The 25,901-nt window shown below is 46.3% G+C and carries 21 protein-coding genes; 7 read left to right on the plus strand and 14 right to left on the minus strand.

What is annotated here, in order from left to right; all coding sequences use genetic code 11:
* Positions 1–151 precede the first annotated feature (151 nt).
* Complete coding sequence (locus ACEW9O_RS15530; protein WP_373551092.1) at positions 152–667, minus strand: hypothetical protein; 516 nt, start codon at positions 665–667, stop codon at positions 152–154.
* Positions 668–806: 139 nt separating this feature from the next.
* Entirely contained in the window at positions 807–1,649 is an 843-nt protein-coding gene (locus ACEW9O_RS15535; RefSeq protein WP_373551093.1) for a zinc-ribbon domain-containing protein, read from the minus strand.
* Positions 1,650–1,808: 159 nt separating this feature from the next.
* Between ACEW9O_RS15535 and ACEW9O_RS15540 the strand changes: the two genes are divergently transcribed.
* Together ACEW9O_RS15540 and ACEW9O_RS15545 are read left to right on the plus strand one after the other, a co-directional pair.
* Entirely contained in the window at positions 1,809–1,958 is a 150-nt protein-coding gene (locus ACEW9O_RS15540; RefSeq protein ID WP_373551094.1) for a DUF2256 domain-containing protein, read from the plus strand.
* 66 nt (positions 1,959–2,024) lie between these two features.
* On the plus strand, positions 2,025–2,642 hold the full coding sequence (locus tag ACEW9O_RS15545; protein ID WP_373551095.1) for a heme-copper oxidase subunit III: 618 nt from the start codon (positions 2,025–2,027) through the stop codon (positions 2,640–2,642).
* Here ACEW9O_RS15545 and ACEW9O_RS15550 read toward each other — a convergent pair.
* From ACEW9O_RS15550 to ACEW9O_RS15580, 7 genes are all read right to left on the minus strand, one after another.
* Entirely contained in the window at positions 2,639–3,508 is an 870-nt protein-coding gene (locus ACEW9O_RS15550; protein ID WP_373551096.1) for a cyanophycinase, read from the minus strand. The genes ACEW9O_RS15545 and ACEW9O_RS15550 overlap by 4 nt on opposite strands.
* 27 nt (positions 3,509–3,535) lie before the next feature.
* A complete protein-coding gene (locus ACEW9O_RS15555) occupies positions 3,536–4,081 on the minus strand; it encodes a rhodanese-like domain-containing protein (RefSeq protein WP_373551097.1) in 546 nt (181 codons plus the stop codon).
* A gap of 80 nt (positions 4,082–4,161) precedes the next feature.
* Positions 4,162–5,670, minus strand: a complete 1,509-nt coding sequence (locus tag ACEW9O_RS15560) for a S10 family peptidase (RefSeq protein WP_373551098.1) — start codon at positions 5,668–5,670, stop codon at positions 4,162–4,164.
* A gap of 44 nt (positions 5,671–5,714) precedes the next feature.
* Complete coding sequence (locus ACEW9O_RS15565; RefSeq protein WP_373551099.1) at positions 5,715–6,071, minus strand: iron chaperone; 357 nt, start codon at positions 6,069–6,071, stop codon at positions 5,715–5,717.
* A gap of 165 nt (positions 6,072–6,236) precedes the next feature.
* Positions 6,237–6,731 carry a hypothetical protein gene (locus tag ACEW9O_RS15570; RefSeq protein WP_373551100.1) on the minus strand — a complete coding sequence of 165 codons (495 nt, stop codon included), beginning with the start codon at positions 6,729–6,731 and terminating at the stop codon, positions 6,237–6,239.
* Between the two features lie 539 nt (positions 6,732–7,270).
* Positions 7,271–7,930: a hemolysin III family protein gene (locus ACEW9O_RS15575; RefSeq protein ID WP_373551101.1), complete on the minus strand. Its 660-nt coding sequence runs from the start codon at positions 7,928–7,930 to the stop codon at positions 7,271–7,273.
* Between the two features lie 741 nt (positions 7,931–8,671).
* Complete coding sequence (locus tag ACEW9O_RS15580; RefSeq protein WP_373551102.1) at positions 8,672–12,304, minus strand: M12 family metallo-peptidase; 3,633 nt, start codon at positions 12,302–12,304, stop codon at positions 8,672–8,674.
* A 543-nt stretch (positions 12,305–12,847) separates the two neighbouring features.
* Here ACEW9O_RS15580 and ACEW9O_RS15585 point away from each other — a divergent pair.
* From ACEW9O_RS15585 to ACEW9O_RS15600, 4 genes are all read left to right on the plus strand, one after another.
* Complete coding sequence (locus ACEW9O_RS15585) at positions 12,848–14,545, plus strand: TrkH family potassium uptake protein (RefSeq protein ID WP_373551123.1); 1,698 nt, start codon at positions 12,848–12,850, stop codon at positions 14,543–14,545.
* 3 nt (positions 14,546–14,548) lie between these two features.
* Positions 14,549–17,296: a TonB-dependent receptor domain-containing protein gene (locus ACEW9O_RS15590; RefSeq protein ID WP_373551103.1), complete on the plus strand. Its 2,748-nt coding sequence runs from the start codon at positions 14,549–14,551 to the stop codon at positions 17,294–17,296.
* Between the two features lie 146 nt (positions 17,297–17,442).
* Positions 17,443–18,513, plus strand: a complete 1,071-nt coding sequence (locus ACEW9O_RS15595) for a DUF4249 domain-containing protein (RefSeq protein ID WP_373551104.1) — start codon at positions 17,443–17,445, stop codon at positions 18,511–18,513.
* Positions 18,514–18,661: 148 nt separating this feature from the next.
* Positions 18,662–19,651, plus strand: coding sequence for a cation diffusion facilitator family transporter (locus tag ACEW9O_RS15600; protein ID WP_373551105.1), 990 nt, complete (start codon positions 18,662–18,664; stop codon positions 19,649–19,651).
* Positions 19,652–19,656: 5 nt separating this feature from the next.
* Here the strand turns inward: ACEW9O_RS15600 and ACEW9O_RS15605 are convergent, their stop codons facing one another.
* From ACEW9O_RS15605 to ACEW9O_RS15615, 3 genes are read right to left on the minus strand one after another with little or no spacing between them, the layout of a single operon-like run.
* Entirely contained in the window at positions 19,657–20,700 is a 1,044-nt protein-coding gene (locus ACEW9O_RS15605; RefSeq protein ID WP_373551106.1) for a hypothetical protein, read from the minus strand.
* A 28-nt stretch (positions 20,701–20,728) separates the two neighbouring features.
* Positions 20,729–21,136: a putative toxin-antitoxin system toxin component, PIN family gene (locus ACEW9O_RS15610; protein WP_373551107.1), complete on the minus strand. Its 408-nt coding sequence runs from the start codon at positions 21,134–21,136 to the stop codon at positions 20,729–20,731.
* 3 nt (positions 21,137–21,139) lie between these two features.
* Positions 21,140–21,370 (minus strand): hypothetical protein, encoded by a 231-nt coding sequence (locus tag ACEW9O_RS15615; RefSeq protein WP_373551108.1) that lies wholly within the window; start codon positions 21,368–21,370, stop codon positions 21,140–21,142.
* A gap of 434 nt (positions 21,371–21,804) precedes the next feature.
* Between ACEW9O_RS15615 and ACEW9O_RS15620 the strand changes: the two genes are divergently transcribed.
* Positions 21,805–22,911, plus strand: a complete 1,107-nt coding sequence (locus ACEW9O_RS15620) for a Fic family protein (RefSeq protein ID WP_373551109.1) — start codon at positions 21,805–21,807, stop codon at positions 22,909–22,911.
* An 80-nt stretch (positions 22,912–22,991) separates the two neighbouring features.
* Here the strand turns inward: ACEW9O_RS15620 and ACEW9O_RS15625 are convergent, their stop codons facing one another.
* Together ACEW9O_RS15625 and ACEW9O_RS15630 are read right to left on the minus strand one after the other, a co-directional pair.
* Positions 22,992–24,689, minus strand: a complete 1,698-nt coding sequence (locus ACEW9O_RS15625; protein ID WP_373551110.1) for a GMC oxidoreductase — start codon at positions 24,687–24,689, stop codon at positions 22,992–22,994.
* Entirely contained in the window at positions 24,682–25,899 is a 1,218-nt protein-coding gene (locus ACEW9O_RS15630; RefSeq protein WP_373551111.1) for a Gfo/Idh/MocA family protein, read from the minus strand. The genes ACEW9O_RS15625 and ACEW9O_RS15630 overlap by 8 nt, the downstream gene beginning before the upstream one ends.
* Positions 25,900–25,901 lie beyond the last annotated feature (2 nt).

Consider the following 25,901-nt stretch of genomic DNA (forward strand, 5'->3'; position numbering starts at 1 on the left):
AGTGAGCTACCGCAGCGACTCAGGCACAGCCTTGGTCCAAGTCGCCGCGGTAGCTCACTTCAAAACTCTTAAGTCATGTATTCGGAACTCGTCACTTGAAAAAACAAGAAAATTATCAATCTTGATAATCAATTCGCCTCAAGTCTATTGATCAATCCCTTCCATATTTGCCCCGACCTTTTGGCGGACAGGAAGAACCTCGTGATCTTTCATTCCGATCCCGGTCCCGATAATCCACGTAACCTCTGTCGCGGTCTCTGGAAGAAGAAGTTGATCTACTTCTACTGTCATATCGGTCATCATGGTGGTGGTGGCATTTGTCACAAGAACAGTTGCGATCATTGTCCCGGTGCTCGTATCTTCTACGGTCATCATCTCGTGAACCGTAGCCTCCGCGGCGATCATCATCACCTCGGCGGTCTCTATCGTCGCGATCATGCCGATAGGGTTCGTTGCGGTCATACCTGCCACCTGAATTGGGTGGGGTGCGGTAATCTACTCGCGGTGCGTCGTAGCGGCGGTTTGCGCTGTTGATGCCGGGGGTACTTGGCTGTGAATTGGAATAGCCTGGAGTAGTGCTTATTCCAGTGACTTTTTGTGCCGAGGTAGTTGCGGCAAACATTCCAAGGAATGCGATAGTCGTGGTGATTGCTAAAAATCCTTTCATGTTGCAAATTTTTATTGCTGCAATGAACAAGGATTTTTACAAACAAAGTCTATGTTTTAGAGACTTTAGGAGCAGTTTAACGGCTGTTAAAAAACCTTTTTAAGGTTTTGTTAATCAATGCAATAACGTGCACGTCTTTTTAACGATGCCACAACTTTAAACGACCCAAGAGGCGCAACAATTTAACATTGAGCGTTAGGCCAGCATTGAAAAAATGGCCGTTGATTTCGATCCAGTCTTCCTTGCGCCGCAGGTCAATCAGGTTTGAAAAGAGGACAATTTGTGATTTCTGGAACGGTGCTTTCCAGTACATGCCCCTGGCGGTAATGGCAAACCCCTCTTTGCCGTTGCCCAACAAACTTTGATCGGCGACCAGCAGGATTTTTTCGTCACGAGGTGGAAAAAGAAAGGCCTGGCTGGCGTTTTTGAGTTTAGGAATGGGCATTTGTAGTAAATCCGTATAGATTTTTTCTGGCTCGCGGTCGAACTGCAAAAAGTCTTTCACCACCTGGAACAGGTTGATTTCACTCATGGGTACATTTTGGTACTTGAGGATGGCTTTGGGGAGCTCCACCTCATTGAGGTCTTTGCAGTAACGAATGATGTAAAAATCGAGCAGCTCTTCGAATAAATCTTCGACAAACCAGTTGAGCTGGGCGGTTTCCAACATGCCAAGGGCTTGTTGACTGCGCAGCCGATCCGCTGCCTGCGTAAATCGCCGGGCGATCACATCGCGAAAACCGGAAGGGTACATGCGCTCGGAGTATGCCGTATATTGATCGGGACGATGTTCTCGATCGATGCGGTCTTTCAGCGCCAGAAAGAATTTTTCGGAAAGTTGGGGCTCAATTTCCAGATCCATGTCAATACTGGGTACAGTGCTGCGTTGACTGGCAGTCCAATCGGGCTGGGGTGCCCCACAGTTGGAGCAGAACCGGGCGTCGTCCGACAAAACCATTTGGCAGCGAATACACTTCTTCATAGTAAGTTTGCACCGCAGCGTTGCTTAAGTAGTCGCTTCAAAAACCATCATTTAATCTTACCACCTACTTAACACTGCATTTTAATCGTCGAAAATAAACAAAGGTATTGATCAAAACAATTCAGGCTGCTCGCTGTTTTCTACTTTGCTTCAATAAAAATGAAAATATTGGCAAAAAAACCTAAAAAAGTCGACCTTCCTCAAAAAATCTGCCCGGTTTGTAAACGCCCATTCAGCTGGCGGAAGAAGTGGGAGAAGGTTTGGGAGGAGGTAAAATATTGTAGCGAGCGATGCAGGAGGGGGATTTAGCAATCAGCTTTCAGTAATCAGCGATCAGCGATCAGCTTTAGGTCTTTGAATCCAAAATTGTACATGATGTCTGAACACGAACAACCACACAACGAATACGCCTATCTGGCTTTTCACCCCAAAAACATCATTTTGGTGCTTTTGCTGATGGGGCTCAGTACCATTTTTATTGCCTTGTCGCTGGCCTATGTGTACAATCGGGTAACTCAACACTTGCCTCCACTGCGCCTGCCCATCTTGTTTTTGTTCAACACGCTTATTTTGTTGGGCAGCAGTACAACCATGGTCTGGGCCAAAAAATCCTATTTGGATGATCATACTGAAAATTACCAAAAGGCTTTGTGGTTTACGCTGGGACTGTCCCTGTTGTTTATGGCTGCACAAGCCATTGCCTGGTACATGTTGTTTAGTGATGGCGTTTTGATGAGTTCAGACAATTCGGCGGGTTATTTGTACGTCATTTCTGGCCTGCACTTTGCACACGTCATTGCCGGATTGCCTTTTTTGGGCTATTTTATCTACCAGGCGCGTTATCGCATGAAGGAGCCAGTCAGTGTGCTGGTGTATTTTTCTGACCCGGAAAAACGACTAAACCTACGCCTGCTCGGCATTTATTGGCACTTTTTGGATGTGCTGTGGATTTACCTCGTGGTCTTTTTTTACGTCAATTACTTTATTCGTTAACGGCGCAGGACAATTTTTTCTTTCAAATTAAACCTCTGGCCACGATTCAAAAAATAGAAAGGTCGATTGGCACTCGGGGTTGCGCCATTGGATTGGTTTGCGTTGCCCGTGATGTTTTTGGCATCATAAATGGCCACAAAAGAATTGCCGATCACTTCGAAGGTATCTTTTTGCACCACGATGGCGGTACTTTCATCGATGCCGATGCCCAGGAGTTGGGGCTTTTGGCGAATCACTTCCACCAAATCAAATTGGCGATTGCGTACCAGGAGATGCTGATCGATCGTCACATTTTGGATAAAGCCCAGTCCTTCGGTATGGTCGCCAATCATCAGGGTATTGCCTTTGGTGTCTCCCCGAACCATAAAGGAGCCTTGAATAGTCGCCCCTGCCGAAGTACCTGCAATCACCCCACCCCGCGCGAGTAAGGCTTTAAATTCGCGATGAGCCAGGGTATTGAGGTAGGAGTCGGCCAGGCGCCAATGCCGCCCGCCCGTGAACCAAATACCGGTGGCCTTGTGCAAGGGTGCGACAAAATTGGGATCGTCGGCCTGCTTGCGGTCGCGGGTATGCAGTACGGTGACGTTTTTTACGCCCAAATGTTGGAGCAATTCTTTTTCAGCAGACGTGCCATTGCTGATGTTGACGTCTTCATTGGCAGTAGGGATGACCACAATACTGGCGCTTTCACCACCCGCCAACTCAATGAAACGCGCCCATATATCGGCACCTACACTGCCTCCACCTACAATCATCAACGAGCCGCGGGCCGGACCGATACTGGGACTGTTGTCTTGAGCACGGGCAAGGGTGCAAAAGCTCAGTAAAATGAGCCAAAGTGAAAGCGATTTTTGAATTTGGTTCATACGTTGATGATTTTGCGAGCTTGTTAATCATTTATACACCTTGCGCTTTTTTTTTACGCGGAGCCAAGTGCCCCACATCTTATTGTAGGCATGTACATACTCCGTGGGGTGGCCCTCCAGGTTGACCAAAGCCTGTTTGCGATTGACCCACTCAAAAATGCCGCCGTACAAATTGGCGGCTTGTGGGTAGCCTGCGGCCAGGAGCTTCTCAGCAATTTTTTCACTGCGGTAACCCACTGAACAATATACAACGATTGGGCTGTTTTTGTCTACCCTCTCCATTCTGGCTAGATCAAAGTCTTTGTAGCCCACCCAAATGGCACCTTTGACGTGGCTTACGGCATACTCATTCCATTCTCGGGCATCGATAAAAACGGGATGAGCGGCTAGGTTTTTGGTCACCGCTTCTACACTTAACTCCGGTACCGTATGTTTTAACAACTTGCGTAGCACAAACTGATAGGAGCGGCTTTGCACCTGGGCATTCATGCCAGTGAATAAGCCCAGAAACATCAAAAAGGTGAACCAGATTTTGGCCTGGAGCCGGGCGAAATTGGGAAAAACCTTGCGCATAAGCCTAGACTTTACTGCAAAATACTGCTTTTCTGGGTGCTTTGGTTAGCTAGATTGACCATTGTTTTAAACTGCATGGTTTATTCTGTCAAAAACTTGCGGATATCCGCCGCCAACTTCACCAAATCCGGCTCGTGCAGGTACATCATGTGACCAGCTTCGTAGTAGGTTTTGGTGACCCGCTCGGGTACAATGCCATTGCGCGCAAAGGTGTATTCTGTATCAAAAAATGGACAAATCAGGTCGTAATACCCACTGGCCACTAACACTTTCATGGCGGTATTGCGGCGCATGGTTTCACCCAATTGCCGGGCTACGTTGACGGGCATGGGTTCCCAGTATTGGCCGTCGGGCACAGGCCGCCAGCGCCATTTTTCGCCTACTTCGTCGTTGGAGGTCAGGTAAGGGCGATCCATTTCTACTTTTAATGCCGAGGCAAAATAGTGATTCAAGGCCGCTGTGTAAGCCCCACTGATTTGGTAATCCGAAGGGTCGCCCAAGTCGGGGCCTTCGGAAACTTTATCAGCTTCGTCACCCATAAAACGACCATCCAGGCGGCCAATGGCCAGGCCCTGACCCGCCAACAATTGTTTTTGAAAGCGATGCATGAGCACGCTGAGGTTGGAACGGAGGATGTAGTTTTTGTCCAAACCAATGAAATAAGCCAATTTTTCGGCAATGGTGTTTTGCTCTGCAGCGCTTAATAAACTGCCGCGGTACAAGGCTGGAGCGTAGGTGTCGTAAGTGAATTTGCGGCATTCTTCGATGAAGTCTTCCAACTTTTTGCCCTGCCCTACTTTTTTGTGGTACCAGGCGGTAGCGGCCATGCTGGGCAGGTAGGTCAGGTTGGAGGTAATGTTGTCGTGGATGGAGGTAGATCCGGTATAGTCGAGGGCTTGAGAAATGAGCACCAGACCATTTAAGTCCATCGTTTGTCCGTCCTTTTCTAAGGCGTTGGCGACAGCGGCGGCCCGGGTGGTGCCAAAACTTTCGCCAGCGATGTATTTTGGAGAAAACCAACGTTTTTGTTCGGTGACCCAGCTGCGCATGAACTTCGCGATTGAAGCTGCATCTTCTTTTAAACCCCAATAATCTTCACCTTTTCCCTTGCCCACTACCCGGCTGTAACCAGTGCCTACAGGATCAATGAAGACCAAATCGGTCAAATCCAGGATTCCATGTTTGTTCTCCACCAAAGCGTAAGGTGCAGCCCCATCATCCTTTTTGGCATCTGAATCTACCTTGACAATTTGTGGCCCAAACATGCCCATGTGCAACCAAATGGACGCTGAGCCAGGACCGCCATTAAACACAAAAGTGACGGGCCGTTTACTCAGATCAGTGACACCCTCCTGAGTATAGGCTACGCTCCAGATGGAGGCCACTGAATCCCCCTTGTCATTCTTCAAATAGGTTTCTTTGGCGGTGGCTTTGTAGCGGATGATTTTGCCGCCAAAAACGCCTTGATGGTTGGTGATGAAGGACTTGGGGGGCGGAATTTTGCTGGAATCGCCTTTTTCCTGGGCACAAAGGGCGGTGGTCAATAGCATTAAAAGGCAGCAATACTGGATTTTCAGGCTAAGGCGCATTATGTATACGGTTTGGTGTACACTACAAAGTAAATCATTTTTGATTAAACTTTATTGAGTACACCCACCCGATACCGCACCACCCTGGCAATCAATTCCAAAGGCATGGGCCGATCCAGCGGAAACTGGATCGAACCTTTACCTTGTTTGTACGGCGCGAAATCGGCCATAAAATCTGGATGCTCCATCGGGATGGGATAAAAACCCAGGTGTTTTTTAAAGGCAGCAAAGTAGACCAGATTGCCTCCCAGGGTGAAGGTGGGCATGTCGTACTTGATGGTCTCTTGGGCTTCCGGTACCGTTTGTCGGATGGTTTCCCGCACCTGCTCTAAAATCACCTGGATCTCAGGCGGAAAGCTGTCGATGTACTCGTCAATGCTGCGGGGTTTGTTTCCGGTCATACCAATTGTTTTTGAAGTGACGAAAAATGGAGTCCAATTTTACAAATGCGCCGCTTTTCAACCATCTTTTTTGGGAAAAATTTTACATAAAAATAAAAGTGCTGGGCAAGGACCAAGCCATACCCAGCACAAAAGGCTTAAACAACGTTAAATTGAATTTTGTACTTATTTGGATTGAACCAACGATGCGATCCGCTCGTTGGCAATTTTGCTCCATTTATCAGCCAGTTGGTATTCGATGGTTGGCGTTAAATTGCCGGATTTGACGTTGAAAAATTCAAAGCTGGTATTTCCTTTATTGCTGCTAAAGACCAACTCAAACTTGTCAACAACTTTGCTGCTTTGGTCTTGGCCACCCACCATTCTGCTCGTCTCGTTGATCTGGCACTTTTGGATGTCTTCCAGCATGACCCATTGCGCAACAGGTGTACCATGCAGGTTGCTGACAAAAACAATGGCCTGCTTGGCTTCATCCAGCCCGATAGCGGATTTAAACCAAAGGTCATGTTGGGTAATGGTAAAATGATGATTGGTGGAGAAGTCCAAAAGGGCCTTCAAGTCTTGTTGTTTTTTCTTTTTGGCAATGTTGCTCAAAACGATAAATGGCACCACACAAAGCAAAGTGATGATGCTCCACAGCAGGATGTTTCCTAAATCCATCTTAAAAAAATTGAATGATTAACAGAAATGTACCCTACAGACATAGCAATGACTGCAGGATGTTGTGACATAAAGATTGAAAGCTGCGCGAGTTGCGCAAGATGGGAGCAATCACCAAAAACTGTGGAAAGGATAGATGATGTCGCGACTGAAAAAACGCAGCAAAAGCTTGTCTGCAAAAAAGCGGTAATGCAGAAATGCGCTTAAAAACACCTGCTCGCTGCTGCGAATGAAGGCGATAAAATCAAAAAAAGGCTGTTTGGAAAAAGAAGGAAAAACTTGTGAAACCCCACTAATTGTACTTTCAATAGGATTGCAAGGACAGAGTAGGTTCCGGCCACTGAGGGCAGTTTGAAGCCCAGTTTCGGCAACTTGAGCTGCCTGAGAAACTAACCTGGAATCCGATACCACTCTAGTGTTTGAGCCAGCAAAGCAGCCAAACAGAAGCAACAAATGAACCAAAGTGGTGATCCTCAAGAATTTTTTCACGGGGCAAAAATATAAAATATTGGATAAATCGGCGTAAAAAACCTTCAACTTCAAGAGATTGCCGAAACCGCCAGGATGACCGCTACAAAATGGCTGATGCTAGCCGCCAATACAAACAAATGCCAAACCAGGTGATGATAGGTGTATTTTTCCCAAAGGTAAAAAATGACCCCCAAGGAGTACAACACTCCACCAACCACAATCAGGATGAGCACATCTGTAGGTAAACTCACAAAAAAGGTTTTGCCCGCCGCCAACAAAATCCAACCCATCAATAGATAAATGACGGTAGACAAATAATTGAAACGATTGATAAAGAAGATTTTAAACGCCGTTCCGGCCATGGCCAATCCCCACAACACGATCAATAAAGTAATGCCTACCTGATTGAACACAAACAACAAAATGAAAGGGGTGTAACTACCTGCGATCAAAAAATAGATGCTGATGTGATCCAAGATTTGGAGCACTTTTTTGACCAAAGGTTCCTGAAAGCCATGGTACAAGGTTGAACAAGTGTACACCATCAAAAAACTGAAGGCATAAATGCTGACGCCCAGGGTAGCCACGGAACTGCCACTTTTTGCGGCCAGGACAATGAGCAAGGGAATACACACAATGCTGAATAAAATGCCAAACCCGTGGGAAACACTATTGGCAATTTCTTGTTTGAGCACTTTGCTTGGGTAGGACGAGGCATCAGTCGACATAGTGATTTTTTGAGTGTTGAAAAGCAAAGAAACGGAGCAAGGACTGGTGATATTGTGATAAGGTTGTCGGCAAAATTGATTGGAGAGGGCTTGCGGATGGCTTATTCGGTATGAAAGGCCAAAACTTAGGTTTAGAGCATACGCTTAAAAAGTCAGGGCCAAACTCCAAATGATCAACTTAGAGCTGGCCCTTGCAATAGCGTATATGTGGTTATTGCATACATGATATGGGATTAAAAAATAGGGGGATTTTTCTCGTCGTGGAGAAAGGCTTGAAGAAGTGTTCTAAGAGGGCAAATCGAAAGTTACAGTATTAGTGTCAGTGCTAAAAAATAACGTGTTAAAAGTTCCGAGAGAACCCAGCTTCGCAAACAGGGTTTTCTCGGACTTAACAAATAATCAGCGTTCTAGTAAAATTCTGAAATTCAGTTTTTACTATGATGCAATTTAGATCGGTTTGAAGGCGAAAAAAAGGACAAATTACAGCATTTTAATGCATTAAATATAGTGCTTTTTTATTGATTTTTTTCTTGTAAAAACAACAAAGACAATGATTTAGATTGGTTGAATTTTTGATTTTGCGCACCGAAAAATAATTGAGCAGAATAACTATGTCATATTCAGGTCATGAAAAGCCGAACTACTTTAGGGCGTTTACCGCAAAAACAGCTCAAAAAGGCGAGGCCAACTCTGTTTAATGAGTTGGCCTCTTACAATAGCTTATATAATGTGGTTATTGTATTATCGCAAAACACTAAAACGTTCTACCAAACTTGTCTTTTCAGTAGTCACCCGTAAGAAAAACAAACCAGACGTCAGGTTGGGTTGAATTTTGTGCTGATAAGCCCCTGCCTTTTGCGCGCCCAGATTGTGCTTTTGTATTTGCCTGCCACTCAAGTCGTAAACCAGGATGGACACTTCTTTACTATCAGTATTCAAGTTGTAATTTACATTCAACTCAGCTCGGGTAGGGTTGGGGTAAAGCCACAAGTTGTCCAATTGTGGAAGATTTGGCTCATAAATTGAACCCTCCAATGCTGCTGGTGTAACAAAAATAGCAGAGGGTGACCAAGCCGTGAATGAAAACAAACAATTGACCCGTACACTAAATTCGTATTGCGTGCCTGGCGACAAACCACCAATGGTTGTACTGCCCACAATGGTATTCAGTGGGCTGGTCCAAAATGGAGAACCTACCTGGCGGTATTGCCACCCGTAAGCTTGTGCCCCAGTGACAGTACAATTCAGTTGTACTGAGGTAGTGGTCAGGTTGCTTACTGAAAGTTGACCAATGGAAGGCTGACCACAAGCCTGGGAGGAAATAGTGGTAAAAGTTCCTGAACCAGACCAAGCGCTCCAGGCACCAATAGAGGTACATCGCACCGACACCTGAAACTCGTAAGTGGTGTTGACTGTCAAGACATTTAGACTTACGGAGCTTGTTGCCCCTGCAGCCAGGTCGATCCAACTACTGCTACCAACTATACGATACCGCCAATCGTAATTGGCCATACCTGTCAAAGCGCAATTTAAAGTGGCCGCATTGGTACCGACATTGCTGGCAGAAATTTGAGCCGTAGTTGGTGCTACACAAGCTGCAGCCAACGTGCTAAATGATTTTGAAGCAGACCAAGCTGTCCAGGTTCCTCCAGCCGTACATTGTACACTTACCTGGAATTGATAATTGCCTCCTGCACTCAACCCACTGATGTTAACACTGGCTGCACTGGTATTGGTCAGGTTGTTCCAAAGGCTGGTGCCCGCTAAACGATACCTCCAATCATAACTGACCATACCTGCCAAACTACAACTCAAGGTAGCAGTGCTGGAAGTGATACTGGTAGCGGCAATTTGGGTTGTAGTAGGCGTTGAACAAACCAGCGCCAAAGTGGTAAAAGTTTTAGAAACTGACCAGGGGCTCCAAGCTCCTCCAGCTGTACATTGCACAGCTACTTGAAACTCGTAGTTACTAGAAGCCACCAGGCTACTCAAGCTGGTACTGCTGGTACTGGTATTGGTCAAATCCGTCCAGGTACTACTGCCTACGAGGCGATAGCGCCAGTCGTAACTTACTACGCCAGGCGAGCTACAATTGAGCGTAGCAGTTGCCGCAGTAATGCCGGTAGCCGATATTTGGGTAGAACTGGGCGCATTACAAGCAGCGGCCAGGGTGGTAAAAGTTTTAGAAGCTGACCAGGGGCTCCAAGTGCCGCCAACTGTACATTGCACAGCTACCTGAAACTCGTAGTTGCTGGAGGCCGCAAGACTACTTAAGCTGGTATTGTTTGTACTCGTGTTGGTCAAATCTGTCCAGGTAATGCCGCCTACCAGCCGATAGCGCCAATCGTAACTCACTACACCGGTCACACTACAATTGAGCGTAGCTGTATTTGTCCCTAAATTGCTGGCAGAGATTTGGGCTGTAGTTGGTGCTGTACAAGCCGCTGCCGTCAAAGTGGTAAAAGGGCTTGAAGCCGACCAGGCTGTCCAGGTTCCTCCAGCCAAACACTGTAAACTTACCTGGAATTGATAATTACTGGCCAAATCCAACCCACTGATATTGACACTGCTGGTACTGGTATTGGTCAGGTTGGTCCAAAGGCTGGTACCCACTAAACGATAGCGCCAGTCGTAGCTCACTACGCCCGTCACACTACAATTCAAAGTAGCGGTAGTGGGAGCAATATTCGAAGCCGAGATTTGAGCAATAGTGGGCGTGGTACAAACAGTACTCGTGGTTGTAAAAGTTTTAGAAGCCGACCAAGTTGTCCAAGTGCCTCCTGCTGTACATTGCACCGCCCCCAGAAACTCATAATTGCTGTTAGAGGTTAAACCAGTAATGTTGATTGTGTTGGAAGCAGAAGAAGCTACATCGGTCCAAGTACTACTTCCGACCAGTCGATAGCGCCAATCATAGCCAACTAATCCATTGACGTTGATGGCCAAAGTAGCCGAATTGGCGGTAACGTTGTTGGCCAGAAGTTGAGCTGTAGTAGGTGTTGTACAAACGGAACCCGCTCCACTTAAACAAGTAGCTGCAGCTACGGTGGCACGGATGAGATCGCCTGGTTGTTGGCCAAAGCCCAGGTTGAGATCAATGCCAATCCCACCCAACAGATGGCAATAACTCATAATTGTGCCTTTAAATGGAGCTGTAGGCGCAGCCAAAGGAGGACAAGAACCCGTTCCAGTATAACCAGCGGCAGGGCCACAGCCATCCAGCGGAGTGTTGTTGCCATTCCAAGCACAGTCATGGGTGTGGGGCGAGCCCAGGTTATGCCCCATTTCGTGGGTAATCACATTGGCCGTCCAGGAATAAGTAGGAAATGCGGAGTAAGTACTGTTGACATAACTATAAGCATACCCGTAACCATTACATAAGCCAGGGCGAAAGGCAATTCCACCACCGGTCGGTTGACCCCGTGATACCAAATGGGCTATGTCGCCATTGAAGCTCGTTCGGGTATTGCGAAAGGAAGTTAAGGTATTAGAGCTGGAATTTGTAGGGTAGGAATCTGGTGTAGTCCAGGCAAAAATTTCAGAAATGACCACATTAATGCCTTCGTTTTGGTACAACAAAGCTACAATGTTGAAAATGCCATTGATAAAATTGGCTGCGCCAACGGCACCCCCTTTTTCAGTCACCAGATCGTATTCACATTCAAAATAAACCCTTACGGTCTTGTCAACAGCGGTAACCCCTCGCAACTCGCCCAATTTGTGTTCAGCTCGCTGAATTTCCTGGGAAACCTCGCTAGAGCCACAATTGAAGGACTTGTCAAAGGATAGATCATCTTCGCGGTATACGGTATAAGCATCTCGCAAACTGGTACCTTCCAGCTGGCCTAACACCCAATTTGAACTTTCTGAGAAGCCAATCATGCCCATCACTTCGTCTTTGGAAAAACTCAAGGCAACGCTGGTTTTTGCTTCATTGCGCAACACCCCACGATAGTGAATGCCTGTTTCATAAGCAATCGGGCCATTTGCGGAAGTGTTGAGTTTAAAATCAGGAGTGTGCAAGTCAATCCGGATCAAATCCATTTGAAAAACCTGCCCATTTTTGTCGCGAGGCAAGGCCAAAGACAAGGCTTCAGGACGCTGCTGGTTCAGGGCTCGCAAAGCATCTGGATTGATTTTTAGGACTGCACCTTCGGGAAGAGCTGTACGTAAAGGAAGCACATTTTCAAGTGCATCTTGGTAGGTGAAAAGTGAATAAGGGCGGAAAACCATGCCCTTTTGACGGGCTGATCGAATCTGCTCCAATACCGCATCTTGTTGCGCTTGGATTGGAGTGGTACAGAAACCTGTCAAGAGAAAAAAGTACATCAAGGTAGCTGAAATCAGCCTGAAAAAACTAGTAAACTCGCGCATAGTTATTTTGTTTGTTCACGTAAATGATAAAACCGTAAAAGTGAATGGAATTCAGGCGTTGATAGATGGGTAGGTGGTAGCTAAACGCAATTTTTTGGTTAACAATATATTATAAGTAAAATTCAAAAAAAGATCAGGGTAAACCCTAGATAAAATTTAAGGATTTTCCCCTGATTGGTGAAAGATCAGCGTTCTAGTAAACCTGGAGATCAGGTTGTCTAAAGGATGAGCAAGGTAGGGCAGTTTTTGAGCAGAAAAAAGGACAAAATGCCTGAGTTTCGTCGAACAATTTTAAGTATCGATAAGTCATTTTTTAAAAGTAAAAAATTGATTGTGAATTATTTAAGGAGATGGGATTTTTTTGAAATCGGAGTGTGAATGACTACTCCTAATCTATTTTGTAGGTCTGGTTGCCGGATGCTACAAAATAGTGATTGCTTGTGCGTGTCTACATTTTATTTATATTTACCCCTCATTAAAGCGACAACTTGTGGTGAAGTGTTGATTCGGCGTATCATACAACTATTGACTTCATTGGCATTGGTGCTTGTGATTTACGATTTTGGCTATGGTCAAGATCGTCGAGAGGAGATTTTGATTTTTAACGCTTATTTTGGACTAACCCTCACCTTTGCCGTTTTAGAGTCCTATCGCTTGTACAAGGGCCAAATTCCTTTCAACCTTTTTTATTTCATTCGTTTGGTACTGCCGTACACCGCTTTTTCGGTGATTGCCGTAGATTTGTTGTTCTGGGGTGAAAGCCTTCGAGCTGCAGTAGTGCACAATGAGGGGTGGTTTTTTGCCAATATCCTGTTGCTGGTTTTTTATGGCATGTCGAACATCGCTAGCCTCTTGTATCGACGGAATTTTTCACCCGCCGTCATTTTTGTTAGCAGCTTTATGATTGTGATCTTTTTTGGGACCCTTTTTCTAAAGCTCCCCAATGCCACCAATGCCGGGATTACCTGGTTGGACGCCATTTTTACCATCACCAGTGCAGTGAGTGTAACTGGCTTGGCGGTTGTGGATACCCCTACTACGTTTACCTTGATGGGGCAAACGGTCATCCTGGTTTGCATCCAATTGGGTGGTTTGGGGATGTTGACCTTAACCGCCTTTTTCGCTTACTTTTTTAAGGGCAAATCCTCATATGTAGAAGGGCTTTTTATCCGTGACTTTTTGAGTTCCGACCAGTTTGAAGGTTTGTTGGGACTGGCTATGAAAATTGTGTTGCTCACCCTCGGCATAGAGTTTGTTGGCGCTTTTTTCATTTTCATCAACTTGCCCGAGCAGGAATTTGATTCCTATTTTGATAAAATCTTTTTTTGTGCCTTTCACGCTGTATCCGCTTTTTGTAATGCTGGGTTCTCCACGTTGACCAATAGTTTATATGAAGCGCCTTTTCGGTTTAACTACAACATCCACCTGACCGTTGCTTTTTTGGTCATCATTGGCGGTTTGGGCTTTAGCATCATGTTCAATCTTTTTATCCTGGTCAAATACGCCGTGCTCAATTGGTACAACCATTTTGTGGTACACCTCGTAGCCTATCGAAAGGCAGTGCGGATCGCTACATTAAATACACGAGTGGTAATCTTCACCACGATAATCCTGCTCATAGTGGGGACCATTGCTTTTGGGGCATTGGAATGGAATGGCGTACTCAAAGAGCATCCCACCCTTTGGGGCAAGTTGGTGACTTCCTTTTTTGGATCGGTTACGCCGCGTACTGCCGGGTTCAATACCGTCAACATGGCTGAATTGTCTAGATCTACTATTTTGGTAACCATTCTCTTCATGTGGATTGGGGCCTCTCCGGCTTCGACTGGGGGGGGGATCAAAACCAGCACTTTTGCAGTAGCCATCATGAATATTTTTGCCGTAGTGCGCAACAAACCGCGCATCGATTATGCGGGCAGGGAAATTCCACAAGACTCCGTTAACCGCTCTTTTGCCATCATTGTGTTGTCCTGGTTCGTAATTGGATTAGGCTTTACTGTAATAGCGGAAGCTGAAGGCAACATTCCTTTTTTGTCCATCCTCTTTGAATGTGTATCGGCTTACGCCACGGTAGGTTTGAGTCTGGGCATCACGCCACAACTGTCTGATATTAGCAAAATCACATTAATTGTGGTTATGTTTGTGGGAAGAGTGGGCGCAATCACTATCTTGATTGGGCTAATCAAAGATGTAGATTGCAAGAATTACCGCTACCCACGGGAATCGGTACTGATCAATTAATGTATGAAACTTAATTTGTTGCCATTGCTGTGCAGTGGCTTACTGTGCTTGGTCGTAAACCTATTGCAGGCACAACAGACGAGTGCCTTTGACCTTTCCATAACTGGGGCTTATCAGGAGCGTGCTTTGCCAGAGATTCTGAGTGATTTGGAGTCGCGTTATCCAGTCAAGTTTTATTACATTCCTGAAAAAATTCCTTTTTATCCCATCACCATTGAGTTTAAGAGCCAACCCTTTTACCAGGTGATGAAAAAGTTGTTGGAAGGTAGTTTGTTGACCTTCACCAAATGGTCGCCCAATGAAATGGTGCTGGTGCCTGAAGACCAACGCAACCGCGCTTTTGTGGAAAGTATGATCAAAAAATGGAAAGCAGGGGAGTGGCAAGCGCCAGTTTTGTCCAGTATTGCCGAGAAAAGCTTCGATTTTGGTTCCGCAGCTACGGCACCGAGTGTAGGGAAATTAAGCATCAAAGGCCAAGTCCAGGACGACGAAAGCAATGAAGCCATCATTGGTGCGACTGTGCTCGTACGAGAAACGGGACAAGGTGAAGTCAGTGATGAAAAAGGCAATTTTCAGCTCAAACTGGCTCCTGGAAAGTACACGCTACAAATCACCTACATTAGCTACCAATCACAACTCAATTACGTGAGTTTATACGCCGACGGCGACTTGCCCGTTCGGCTAATCAGCATGCCCCAACAATTGAATGAGGTATTGATCAAAGCACAAGCAGTCGAAAAAGGAGCACAGAGTACCAACATGGGCATCGAACGCCTCAGCGCCAAATCCCTCAACGAACTGCCCACCTTGATGGGCGAAGCGGATGTAATCAAAAGCCTACAAACCCTGCCGGGGGTTACCAATGCCGGGGAGGGAGTGGCCGGATTTAATGTACGGGGTGGGAACATTGATCAAAACCTGATCATGCAAGACGATGCACCCTTGTTCAATTCTGCCCATGCCCTGGGTTTTTTCTCAATTTTTAACGCTGATGCGGTGGACCAAATCAGTCTGTACAAAGGGCACATCCCTGCGCAGTACGGCGGCAGGTTGTCTTCGGTGCTAGACGTGCAGCTCAAAGATGGCAACATGCGCAAATGGACGGGCAAGGGCAGCATTGGGTTCATCGCGAGCCGGATGGTATTGGAAGGGCCCATTAAAAAAGACAAATTATCGATCCTGATTGGTGGTCGGCAGTCGTACTTAGGGCCGACCCTTCAACAAAGCACCAGCATCACCATTAAGGACAGTAAATCTGCATTTAACGACGGCCTGCTGAAACTAACCTGGCGGGTCAATGCCAAAAATACCTTCCGTCTGATGGGATTTGCCAGCGGCGATGATTTTCGTTATGCCCAGGATTTTGGCTACAACTGGCAGAATTACCAACTGGCTGCCGCCTGGAACCGGGTGCATTCGGATCGTTTTTTTACCAAAATTCACGCCTCTTATGGCGCTTACCGGGCCGAACAAATCGACCCGGAGGGCAACGATGCCTTTGCCTTGCGCAATGGCTTGAACAACGTGAAACTGAAAATCGACAATGTGCTTTCGGCAGGTAAGGCCCACGCTGTTCGCTTTGGAGCAGAAGGCAGTCAATATTTTGCCAAACCCGAAGCACTAAGGCCACTCAGTGATATTTCGGTATTTTTGCCCGAGCAGGTTTCGAAGGACAATGGCCGGGAATTTGCGCTGTATGTGCAGGATGAGATCACGATCTCCAAGCGCATTTCCATCTCCTTGGGCTCACGCTATAGTTATTACCAAAACCTGGGGCCACGTACGGTGTGGTACTACGAGGAAGGCCAACCCCGTGAAACTTTGAGTGTTCGGGATTCCGCTGTTTTTGCACAAGGTGAGGTGATTACCTCTTACGGTGGTTTGGAGCCAAGGGCTTCAATCAAATTAGGTGTGAGTGACAATACCTCCTTCAAAATGAGCTACAACCGCTTGCGGCAATACATCCACCTGACGTCCAATACGGTAGCGCCTACACCGGTGGACGTGTGGCAAGCTTCCAATTTGTACATTCCGCCCCAAATTGCTGACCAATATTCCATCGGCTGGTTTTTGGATGCTGCGGATAAAAAATGGGAAACCTCGCTGGAGTTCTATTACAAGTCGATTTTGAATGTGCTGGAATACAAAGATTTGCCTGAACTGATCCTGAATCAACGCCTGGAAACCGAAATCCTGGCTGGAAAAGGCAAAGCATACGGGGGCGAGTTTTCGATCCGCAAAACCCAGGGCAAACTCACCGGCTGGTTCAGTTATACCTATGCGCGTTCTATGGCCAGGGTAGTCGGGCCTTCGGCGGAAGAGACGGTCAATGCCGGGCGCTGGTTCCCCGCCAATTTTGACAAACCCCACCAAGTCAACCTGATCAGTCGCCTACAAATGAACCCAACCAACAGTTTTACCTTTAATTTTACCTACAGCACTGGCCGACCCATCTCCATTCCGGTATCGAGTTATCGTTTGGGCAACGCGGCTTTTGCCAATTTTTCAGACCGCAACCAGTTCCGCATCCCGGATTACCACCGCTTGGACATCGCCTGGACGGTAGACAATCGCCAGACCCGCCTCAAAGGGATTCGGGGCAGTTTCACGGCGTCGATTTACAATGTTTACGGTCGGGCCAATCCTTTTTCCATCTTTTTCCGCCGCAATGAAGTGGGCCGTCCTTCGGCTTACCAGTTGGCGGTGGTGGGTACCGCAATTCCGGCAGTTTCGTACAATTTCACTTTTTGAAAGGCTTTGGCTAAAGCCCGATCAAGAGGGGCAATCCCGATCCACGCGCTAAAGCACGTGGCAATTCATGTCCTCTGAGCAAAATGTCGAGTAGTGTGGCCCGAATTAAAAACCTGTGTCACTGTTTGGTGGCTAATCAAAAGAACATGAGCAAGTATAAAAAATACAGTTACTTAATATTGTTGCTATTGTGCAGTGGCTGTATCAAAGAAATCAATTTTGAACTGGGCCAGCAGGAAGACCAACTGGTCATTTTTGGAACTTTGTCTGACCAGCCGGGCAAACACCTGTTTCGGGTGACCCGAACCAACCCCTTCGAACGGCAGGTTGACAGTAACCCGATCAGTGGTGCCACTTTATTTGTGCAGGACTCCAAGGCCAACAAGTACCCTTTTGTGGAACTTGATGCGGGGACTTATCAACTAAAAGATACGCTGTTTCAGGCTTTAGCCGGTGAACAGTACCAATTGGATGTAGTACTTCCGGGGGGTGAGCATTATCGTTCGGATGTAGAGGTAATGGCAACTCCCGTTCAGCTGGATCGAGCTTATCCGGGGCTTGAAGTAGAGGAGCGCTCTTATGATCAAACCTTTCAAGTATTTGCCGATGTAAAAATTCCTGCTAACCCCGATGGTGTTTATTTGCGTTGGGAGGTGTCGCGGGTATGGCGCAGAACTTCCATTGATTTTGGGGCTTTGTTCATGAATTACCTGCGTTATCCCGATTTCCCGATCTGTTACATTACCGAAGATCCCGAGCCCAATACAATCCGGATTTTTGGCACCAAACGTAAGGATGCTTTCACGTTGCGCCAGCAGGAGGTGGCCAGAGTAGAGGCAGATGTTCGGTTTTTTGAACGGAATGCCTTTGAAGTAGTCCAATATCGAATCTCGGCGCGTGCATATGACTATTGGAACGACATCAATCTGGTAGGCAATCCAAAAGGGACCATTTTTGATGTACCCCCGGCCACGGTTCGGGGAAATATTTACAATGTAGACAACCCCAAAGAGCGCATCCTGGGCTATTTTGAAGTAGCCGCGGTAGATACTGCATACACCGCCACCGAACGTGACATTTTTCGGTATTCCATCGATGATCCTTGTCGGCGGGATTTTACCAATCCGGCCTGGAGGGCTACTTTCGGATTCCACCCTGAATGCGCCGATTGTACAATAATTAAAGGGGCTTCTGAAAATGTGCCCAAATTCTGGTAATTTTGGAACTTAGTAGTGGGGCAAAAATAAATGTTCATTTTTCTTGAGCCACAGGATTAGATAAGACCCTTGAAGTGAAGCGTTTACTTATCTAATCCTGTGGCAAAATGAACATTCATTTTTTTGTCGCCCCTTAATTAGGCCGTACATGTCGAACACTAGCTCTCGGAGCAATTATCAGATGCAGCTCTGGGCACTTATCCTGGGCATCGCCTTGATGGCCATCAAATTCATCGCCTGGTGGTTTACCAATTCCAATGCCGTGCTATCGGATGCACTGGAAAGCATCATCAACGTGGTAGCCGGGGCATTTGCCTTGTACAGCCTGGGGATTGCGGCACAACCACGCGACCACAATCACCCCTACGGACATGGCAAAATTGAGTTTGTTTCCGCAGGTTTTGAAGGTGCACTGATCTTTTTAGCTGGTATTTCCATCATCGGCAAGGCCATCTATAACCTGCAATTTCCCCAACCCATTGGCGCGCTGGACATCGGGGTGATCCTGACGGTAGTAACTGGGGGATTCAATTATTTGATGGGCATTTATTTGGAAAAAAGGGGCCGCAAGGTAGAATCCACCATCATGGTCGCCAGTGGCAAACACCTTCAGAGCGACGCCTGGTCTTCGTTGGGGTTGATCATCGGGCTGGGCCTGGTATGGGCCACGGGCTGGTACGTGTTGGACAGTGTGATTGCCATCTTGTTTGCGCTGCTGATCATCTACACGGGTTATGGCCTGGTGCGCTCGGCCATGGCGGGCATCATGGATGAAACGGATACAGCCCTGGTGGCCGAAATTGTGGAGCAACTCCAAGCGCACCGCTCGCCCCACTGGATCGATATCCACAACCTGCGGGTGATCAAATATGGGGCCCACTTGCACATCGATTGCCACATGACGGTGCCCTGGTATTTCACCACCCGCGAAGCGCATCGGGAAGTGGAAGCGCTGGAGCGACTAGTCAATGACAATCGGGAAAACCCCGTGGAGTTGTTCATCCACATTGATCCCTGTATGCCCAATTCCTGCCCGCTGTGTATGAAGGAGGATTGTGCGTATCGGAAGCATGTGTTTGAAAAAAGGGTGGAATGGACGATGGAGAATGTGGTGGTGAACGAGAGGCATGGGGTGTGAGGGGGTTAATGTAAACGTAATTCTTCTAATTCAAGCTTCAAAGCAGCGACAGTGTTATAAACATCTTCTGTATCGAATCCTGGGATTTCTAAAAAAATCGATAGATTATAAATTTCTTCTTTTAGTTTCATTATTCTATGTTCGATATACTTTTCCTTGGGAAATATTTCCTCAGCTTTCATATTAATAAAATTTTCATAGCAAAAAATACTATGTGAATTAATATTACCAGATGCTAGAAGTTCTTTAAATTTTTTCATTAACAAATCTTTTTCATCGATTATTGATTCATCATTATATATCTCGAATCGATCTTCGTTGCTTGAATACTTTATTTTGATGAAATAGTCACTTTCTTCTCTAAAAACAAAGGAAATGGGGGATTCATTGATAAGTTCATACATCCCAATCTTTTCGCTTCTAATTATTCTTTTTATATGATTCCAATCTTCAACTCCATTAATTCTGAGTACCCCATCTTTGCATATCTTAAGATAGTTAGAGAAACACTCTTGACTTAAAAAATGCGATTGACTATTTACACTTAAATCCAGTAATAAGTGCCTTTCCGAGGTCAGGTCTAAATTATTTGTGATTTTTAGCTCAAATATGTATAAATTTGAAGGCGAGTAAAGTAGTTTTTCAATTTTTAGAGACTCAATTTTCTGAAGTAAGCTATTGAATGAGATAAACTTTTCGCCTTGTTCATATGTTGTTGAAAGAAAATAATAATAGCCAAAATCAGACGGCAACTTAAAGAAATTACAAATAAAATCTCCACTATAAGACACTGATATTGTCTTTTTAATGGGCTCTTCCAAGTAGCCAAGTGAGTTGTTTTTATCTATTGCGATAGAAAGCTCATAGCCATTTTGGTTAAATATTTTTGACTCCGATTCTGATAACTGATGAAATGGTTCAAATCTGATCTGGTATTCCCCAAGCTCATGGTATTCTCTTTCAACCCAACTTTTTCCTGTTTCATCATGATTCCAAAAATCAACTACCTCAACAAAACTTCCACCTCTATACAATATCTTCCTTTTCATATATTGATAATTTTGGAATAAATTTCATTCACCCTGAAAGAATACCTTCAAAGCTACTCAAATTTACAATTTTTGTGTTTTCAAATGCTCCAATAATCAACAAGTCCTTATCTCCCGTAATCAATAAATCAGCTTTACCGTCTTTGCACAAAGCCAACAAAAAATCATCGTTTGGATCTCTACAAACCTGTACTTCGCTATTTACTTCGATTAAATCCACTCGTCTTGATAACACTTCAAGGAATAATGCAGCCAAATCGGGTTTGACGTATTTTTGAAGATTAGGTCTTTGAGCCACCTCTTTGACTTCATTTAAAAGCTCATCGCTGGCTAAAATGGCAATTTGTTCATTGCCAATAATTGACTCTAGCCGTTGGCGTAAGGAGTAGCTGAATAAGGCACTAATCCAGAGGTTTGTATCAATAACAATTCGCATTGCTTAATCCTGTTGTGCTTTCTCCGCCCGATAGGCCTTAATTTCTACTAGAATATCTTCTTCAGTAAGTTCTTCAACATCAGGTAATTGTTGTGACAACAAACTCCATTCCTCTTGACTAGCTTGTGCCCGTAAAAAGTTAGAAAGTTCATATTTTTCTGCTACTGATAGTTGTTGCAAAAGGGCATACAACTGCTCGTCGCTGATGATTGTCTGCAAAGAAAGTGTGGTCATGTCTGCATCAATTAAAGAGGAACTTCCTCTTAAGTTTTCTCAAATTTAGCTCAGCTGCCCCAAAAAGTCAATTCTATTTTCGACAAGTGAAATTACAAGCCCCAATCCTCAGTGCATACACATTAAAATTATAAGGCTCCAAAGCCCCTTTAGGGGCGAAATATGGGTAGAAAAATGGCCGCCGGAGTCATTCAAAGCCCCTTTAGGGGCGAAACATAACCCACATTTCGCCCCTAAAGGGGCTTTGGAGAAACGGTGTACCAATCATTCTACCCACATTTCGCCCCTACGGGGCTAAGCCGTCAAAACCAAATTCCTGCTAAATTTTAATGTGTCTTCCCAGCCTTTTTTCCCCCATGCGGCAAAAAAACATACCAATCCCCGCAAATTTGCGGCAAATAATCCCTATATTTACCGCAAAACCTTCCCACTCAATGCCAAAATACATCTACGAGCACCCCAACTGGACCGATTTCTCCTGGCAGGACAAAGCCATCAATGTCGTATTTGGGGAGGTGCGGCACATGCAAGGTAAAATAATTGGGCAAATGAACGCTTTGGGCTTTTCTGCCAAGGAAGAAGCCACGCTTACCACCTTAACCTTGGATGTAGTCAAATCATCAGAAATAGAAGGCGAATTGCTCAATTATGAGCAGGTACGTTCGTCCATTGCCCGGCGTTTAGGTATCAACACCGCCGGACTGGTGCCAAGCAGCCGCCACATCGAAGGTGTAGTAGAAATGATGTTGGATGCCACTCAACGCCACTCCACGCCTTTGAGCGAAAAACGTTTGTTTGGTTGGCATGCAGCGCTTTTTCCCACCGGGTACAGCGGACCTTACGAGATAGAAGTGGGACAATACCGCAGCGGCGAGATACAAGTGGTTTCGGGCGCAATGGGTAAAGAAAAAGTGCATTACGAAGCTGTAAAGCCCGCATTGGTAAAAACGGAAATGGACAAATTTTTGGATTGGTTCAACAACGAAAACCACCTTGACCCGGTTTTAAAAGCCGCCATCGCGCACTTTTGGTTCATCATCATTCACCCCTTTGATGACGGAAACGGCAGAATTGGCAGAGCCATCACCGATCTATTGCTCGCCCGTGCGGAAGGCAGTGGAGAACGTTTTTACAGCATGTCGAGTCAAATATTGGCCGAGCGCAAACGCTATTACGAAGTATTGCAACAAGTGCAACATAGTTCAGGCGACATCACTGAATGGCTCGATTGGTTTTTGCATTGCCTCAAAAATGCACTGCTCGCCACCGAAAACACCACCCAAAAAATAGTGCGCAAAGCAGAGTTTTGGAAACTACATGAGCATACCGCCATCAACGAACGCCAACGATTGATGCTCAACAAACTCTTTGACGGTTTTGAAGGAAAACTACAAAGTTCAAAATGGGCTAAAATCGCCAAAACCTCTACCGACACTGCCTTACGGGACATCAAAGACTTGGTGGAAAAAGGCATCTTGCAACAAACCGGGGAAGGAGGACGAAACGTCAACTACGCATTGGTCGACTTTAAAATAGAATAAGCTCTCCTACTCACGATTTGGGTTCTTTTTGCCTTTAACAATGGGCAATAAAGATGAAAACCAACACCGGTCTAATTATTTCACAACCTCATCGCCTTCAATTCCTTCACTGCAAAATCCGCTGCACGAGCCGCAAGTGCCATATAAGTCAATGAAGGATTCTGGGTTGAGGTAGAAGTCATACAAGCCCCATCCGTCACAAACACATTTTTGCAGGCGTGCAACTGGTTCCAGGCATTTAGCAAGGAGGTTTTGGGGTCTTTCCCCATCCTTACGCCGCCCATTTCGTGGATATCTAGCCCAGGTGCCTGATGAGAATCCGAGGTTTTGAAATTGCGGAAGCCTGCACTTGAAAACATGGTTTCACTTTGCTCAAAAAAGTCTTTGATCATCTTTTCATCATTGTCGTCGTAATCGATCGATATCTTCAACTTTGGCATGCCAAAAGGATCGAGTTGTTGCTTGTCCAGGGCCAGGTAATTGCTCGCTTTGGGAATGGTTTCTCCCATCATCAACATGCCTACTTTCCAATTGCCCAGCTGCTTGGTCGTTATGTTCGTTTTTAAATCAACGCCGAGGCCATCTGAACTGAAGGATTGCTCGCGCTCAGCCCAGAGCACTGTGGCGTAACCGCGCAGAAAGTCCGTTTCTTGTTGGTACACGTTCCGAAATCGGGGCATGTAGCTACTGCCGGGGCGTTTGCCATCGGTAGTACGGTCCATAAAACCATCGTATTCGGCACTTACGCGGGCTCGGTAATTGTGAAAGGCGACGTATTTGCCCATCAGGCCATTGTCGTTGCCCAGGCCATTGGGAAAGCGATTAGAGGTTGAATTGAGTAAAATCAAATTGGTGTTGAATGCTGCGGCATTGACAAAAACGATGCGGGCATAAAACTCCATCATTTCCTTGGTTTCAGCATCAAAGACCCGCACGCCCTTTGCACGTTGTTTTTTTTCATCAAAAATGATGGAATGAACCACCGAATTGGGACGCAGGGTCATTTTCCCGGTTTGTGCCGCCCAGGGCAAAGTAGAGGCATTGCTGCTGAAATAGCCGCCAAAGGGGCAGCCGCGCTGACAAATGGTTCGATTCATACATTTACCCCGGCCTTGTTCCAAATGAATGGGCTGAGGTTTGGTCAAATGAGCCATTCTCGCGCTAATGACATGGCGATTGGGGTATTTTTCCACAAGCTTTTCTTTGAAATAAGTTTCCACACAGCTCATTTCAAAGGGAGGCAAAAACTCGCCATCGGGCAAGGTATCCAACCCGTCGCGATTGCCAGCAATACCTGCGAATTTTTCCACGTGACTGTACCAAGGCGCTATATCATCGTATCCAATCGGCCACGCAACGGCGAAGTTGTCCCGAGCGGGGCCTTCAAAATCGTACTTGCTCCAACGTTGGGTATGGCGGGCCCAAAGCAAGGATTTGCCGCCAACTTGATAGCCGCGAATCCAATCAAAAGGTTTGTCCTGGATGTAAGGATGCTCGGCATCTTTGACCACAAAATGAGCAGCGTCCTCCTTAAAAATGTAGCAGCGATTGGCAATTGGGTTGGCTTTTTGAACCTCCAGCGGCAATTCTCCCCGGTGCTCGAATTCCCAGGGATTCATCAGGGTGGTGGGGTAGTCCTCGATGTGTTTGACATCCCGACCCCGCTCCAAAACCAGGGTTTTTAGCCCTTTTTCACAAAGCTCCTTCGCGGCCCAACCTCCACTGATGCCCGATCCAATCACAATGGCATCGTAGGTCCGTTTTTTTGCGCTATTCATGGGACTTGGTGGTTTTCAGGGTTTCAATTTCCAGGATTTCGCCGGAGGCCTTTTTCTTGACGATGACTTTTTTATCGCCGTTGGGTAAAATTTCTTCTTTGATGAACCAGTGATCCTGGTCGTATTCCTGATAGACCGAAGGTTTGCTCAGCCCGGTCAAACCCCGCCAGATGGGTAAGTCCACGGGTTCCCATAGTTTGGTTTTGGCCGATTTGTAGGCCGCATCAATGATGGCATTGACCACGTAACCATCGTAGAAAGTTTCGCTGGGTTCCTGGCCTTTTTCAAAAGCATCGAACATGTCGATGAACATATTGGTGTAGCCCAGTTCATGGGCCTCATCGCCCACGGGGAACTGCCAACCGCTGGAGCTTTCGGCTTTTTCGACCACGTATCCACCATCTCCTGCACCGCTGGTGAACATTTCAAAGCCCGTGCGCAGCCAGGAGTTGAGCCAGATGGTTCCTTCAGTCCCCATCACTTCATCGCGCAAATCCATGCCGCCGCGAAAGGTCCAGGAAACTTCAAATTGGCCGATGGCACCGTTTTCGTATTTCACCAAACCAATGGCGTGGTCTTCTGCGTCGATGGGTTTGACCTGGGTGTCGGCCCAACACATGACTTCGACGGGTTTGACGTCTTTGCCAATGAAGTTTCTGGAAATTTCCACACAGTGACAACCCATGTCCAGGATGGCACCTCCACCGGCAAAGTTCAGGTCCCAAAACCAGTCGGAGTGTGGCCCGGGGTGCGTTTCTCTGGATTTTGCCCAGAGAATCCGACCAATTGCGCCGCTTTTTATACTGCTCAATGATTTCAAAAACTTGGGGGTATAGCACAAATCTTCGAGGTAGCCCGCAAAGATTCCGGCTTCCTCACAAGCCTGCATCATGCGCAGGGCTTCGGCGGCGTTTCGCCCCAGGGGTTTGGTGCACAACACCGCCTTTTTGTGTTTTACGCAGAGATGCACAGCTTCTTCATGTTGATAATTGGGCAAGGCAATGACTACCAAATCGGCACCCGGGTGTTGTACGGCTGCTTCCATATCGGTGAAATGGTGGGGTACGGAATAATCCGTGGCAAACCGGGCCACGGAGGCTTCACTACGCGAAAAAACGACCGTAACGTTGTCTTTGCTCCGTCTGCCGCATAAGGATTCGGCATAAAAACGCCCAATGAATCCGCCTCCCAGAATGCATATGTTGGCCATGT

The sequence above is a fragment of the Haliscomenobacter sp. genome (assembly GCF_041740695.1).
Lineage (GTDB): Bacteria > Bacteroidota > Bacteroidia > Chitinophagales > Saprospiraceae > Haliscomenobacter.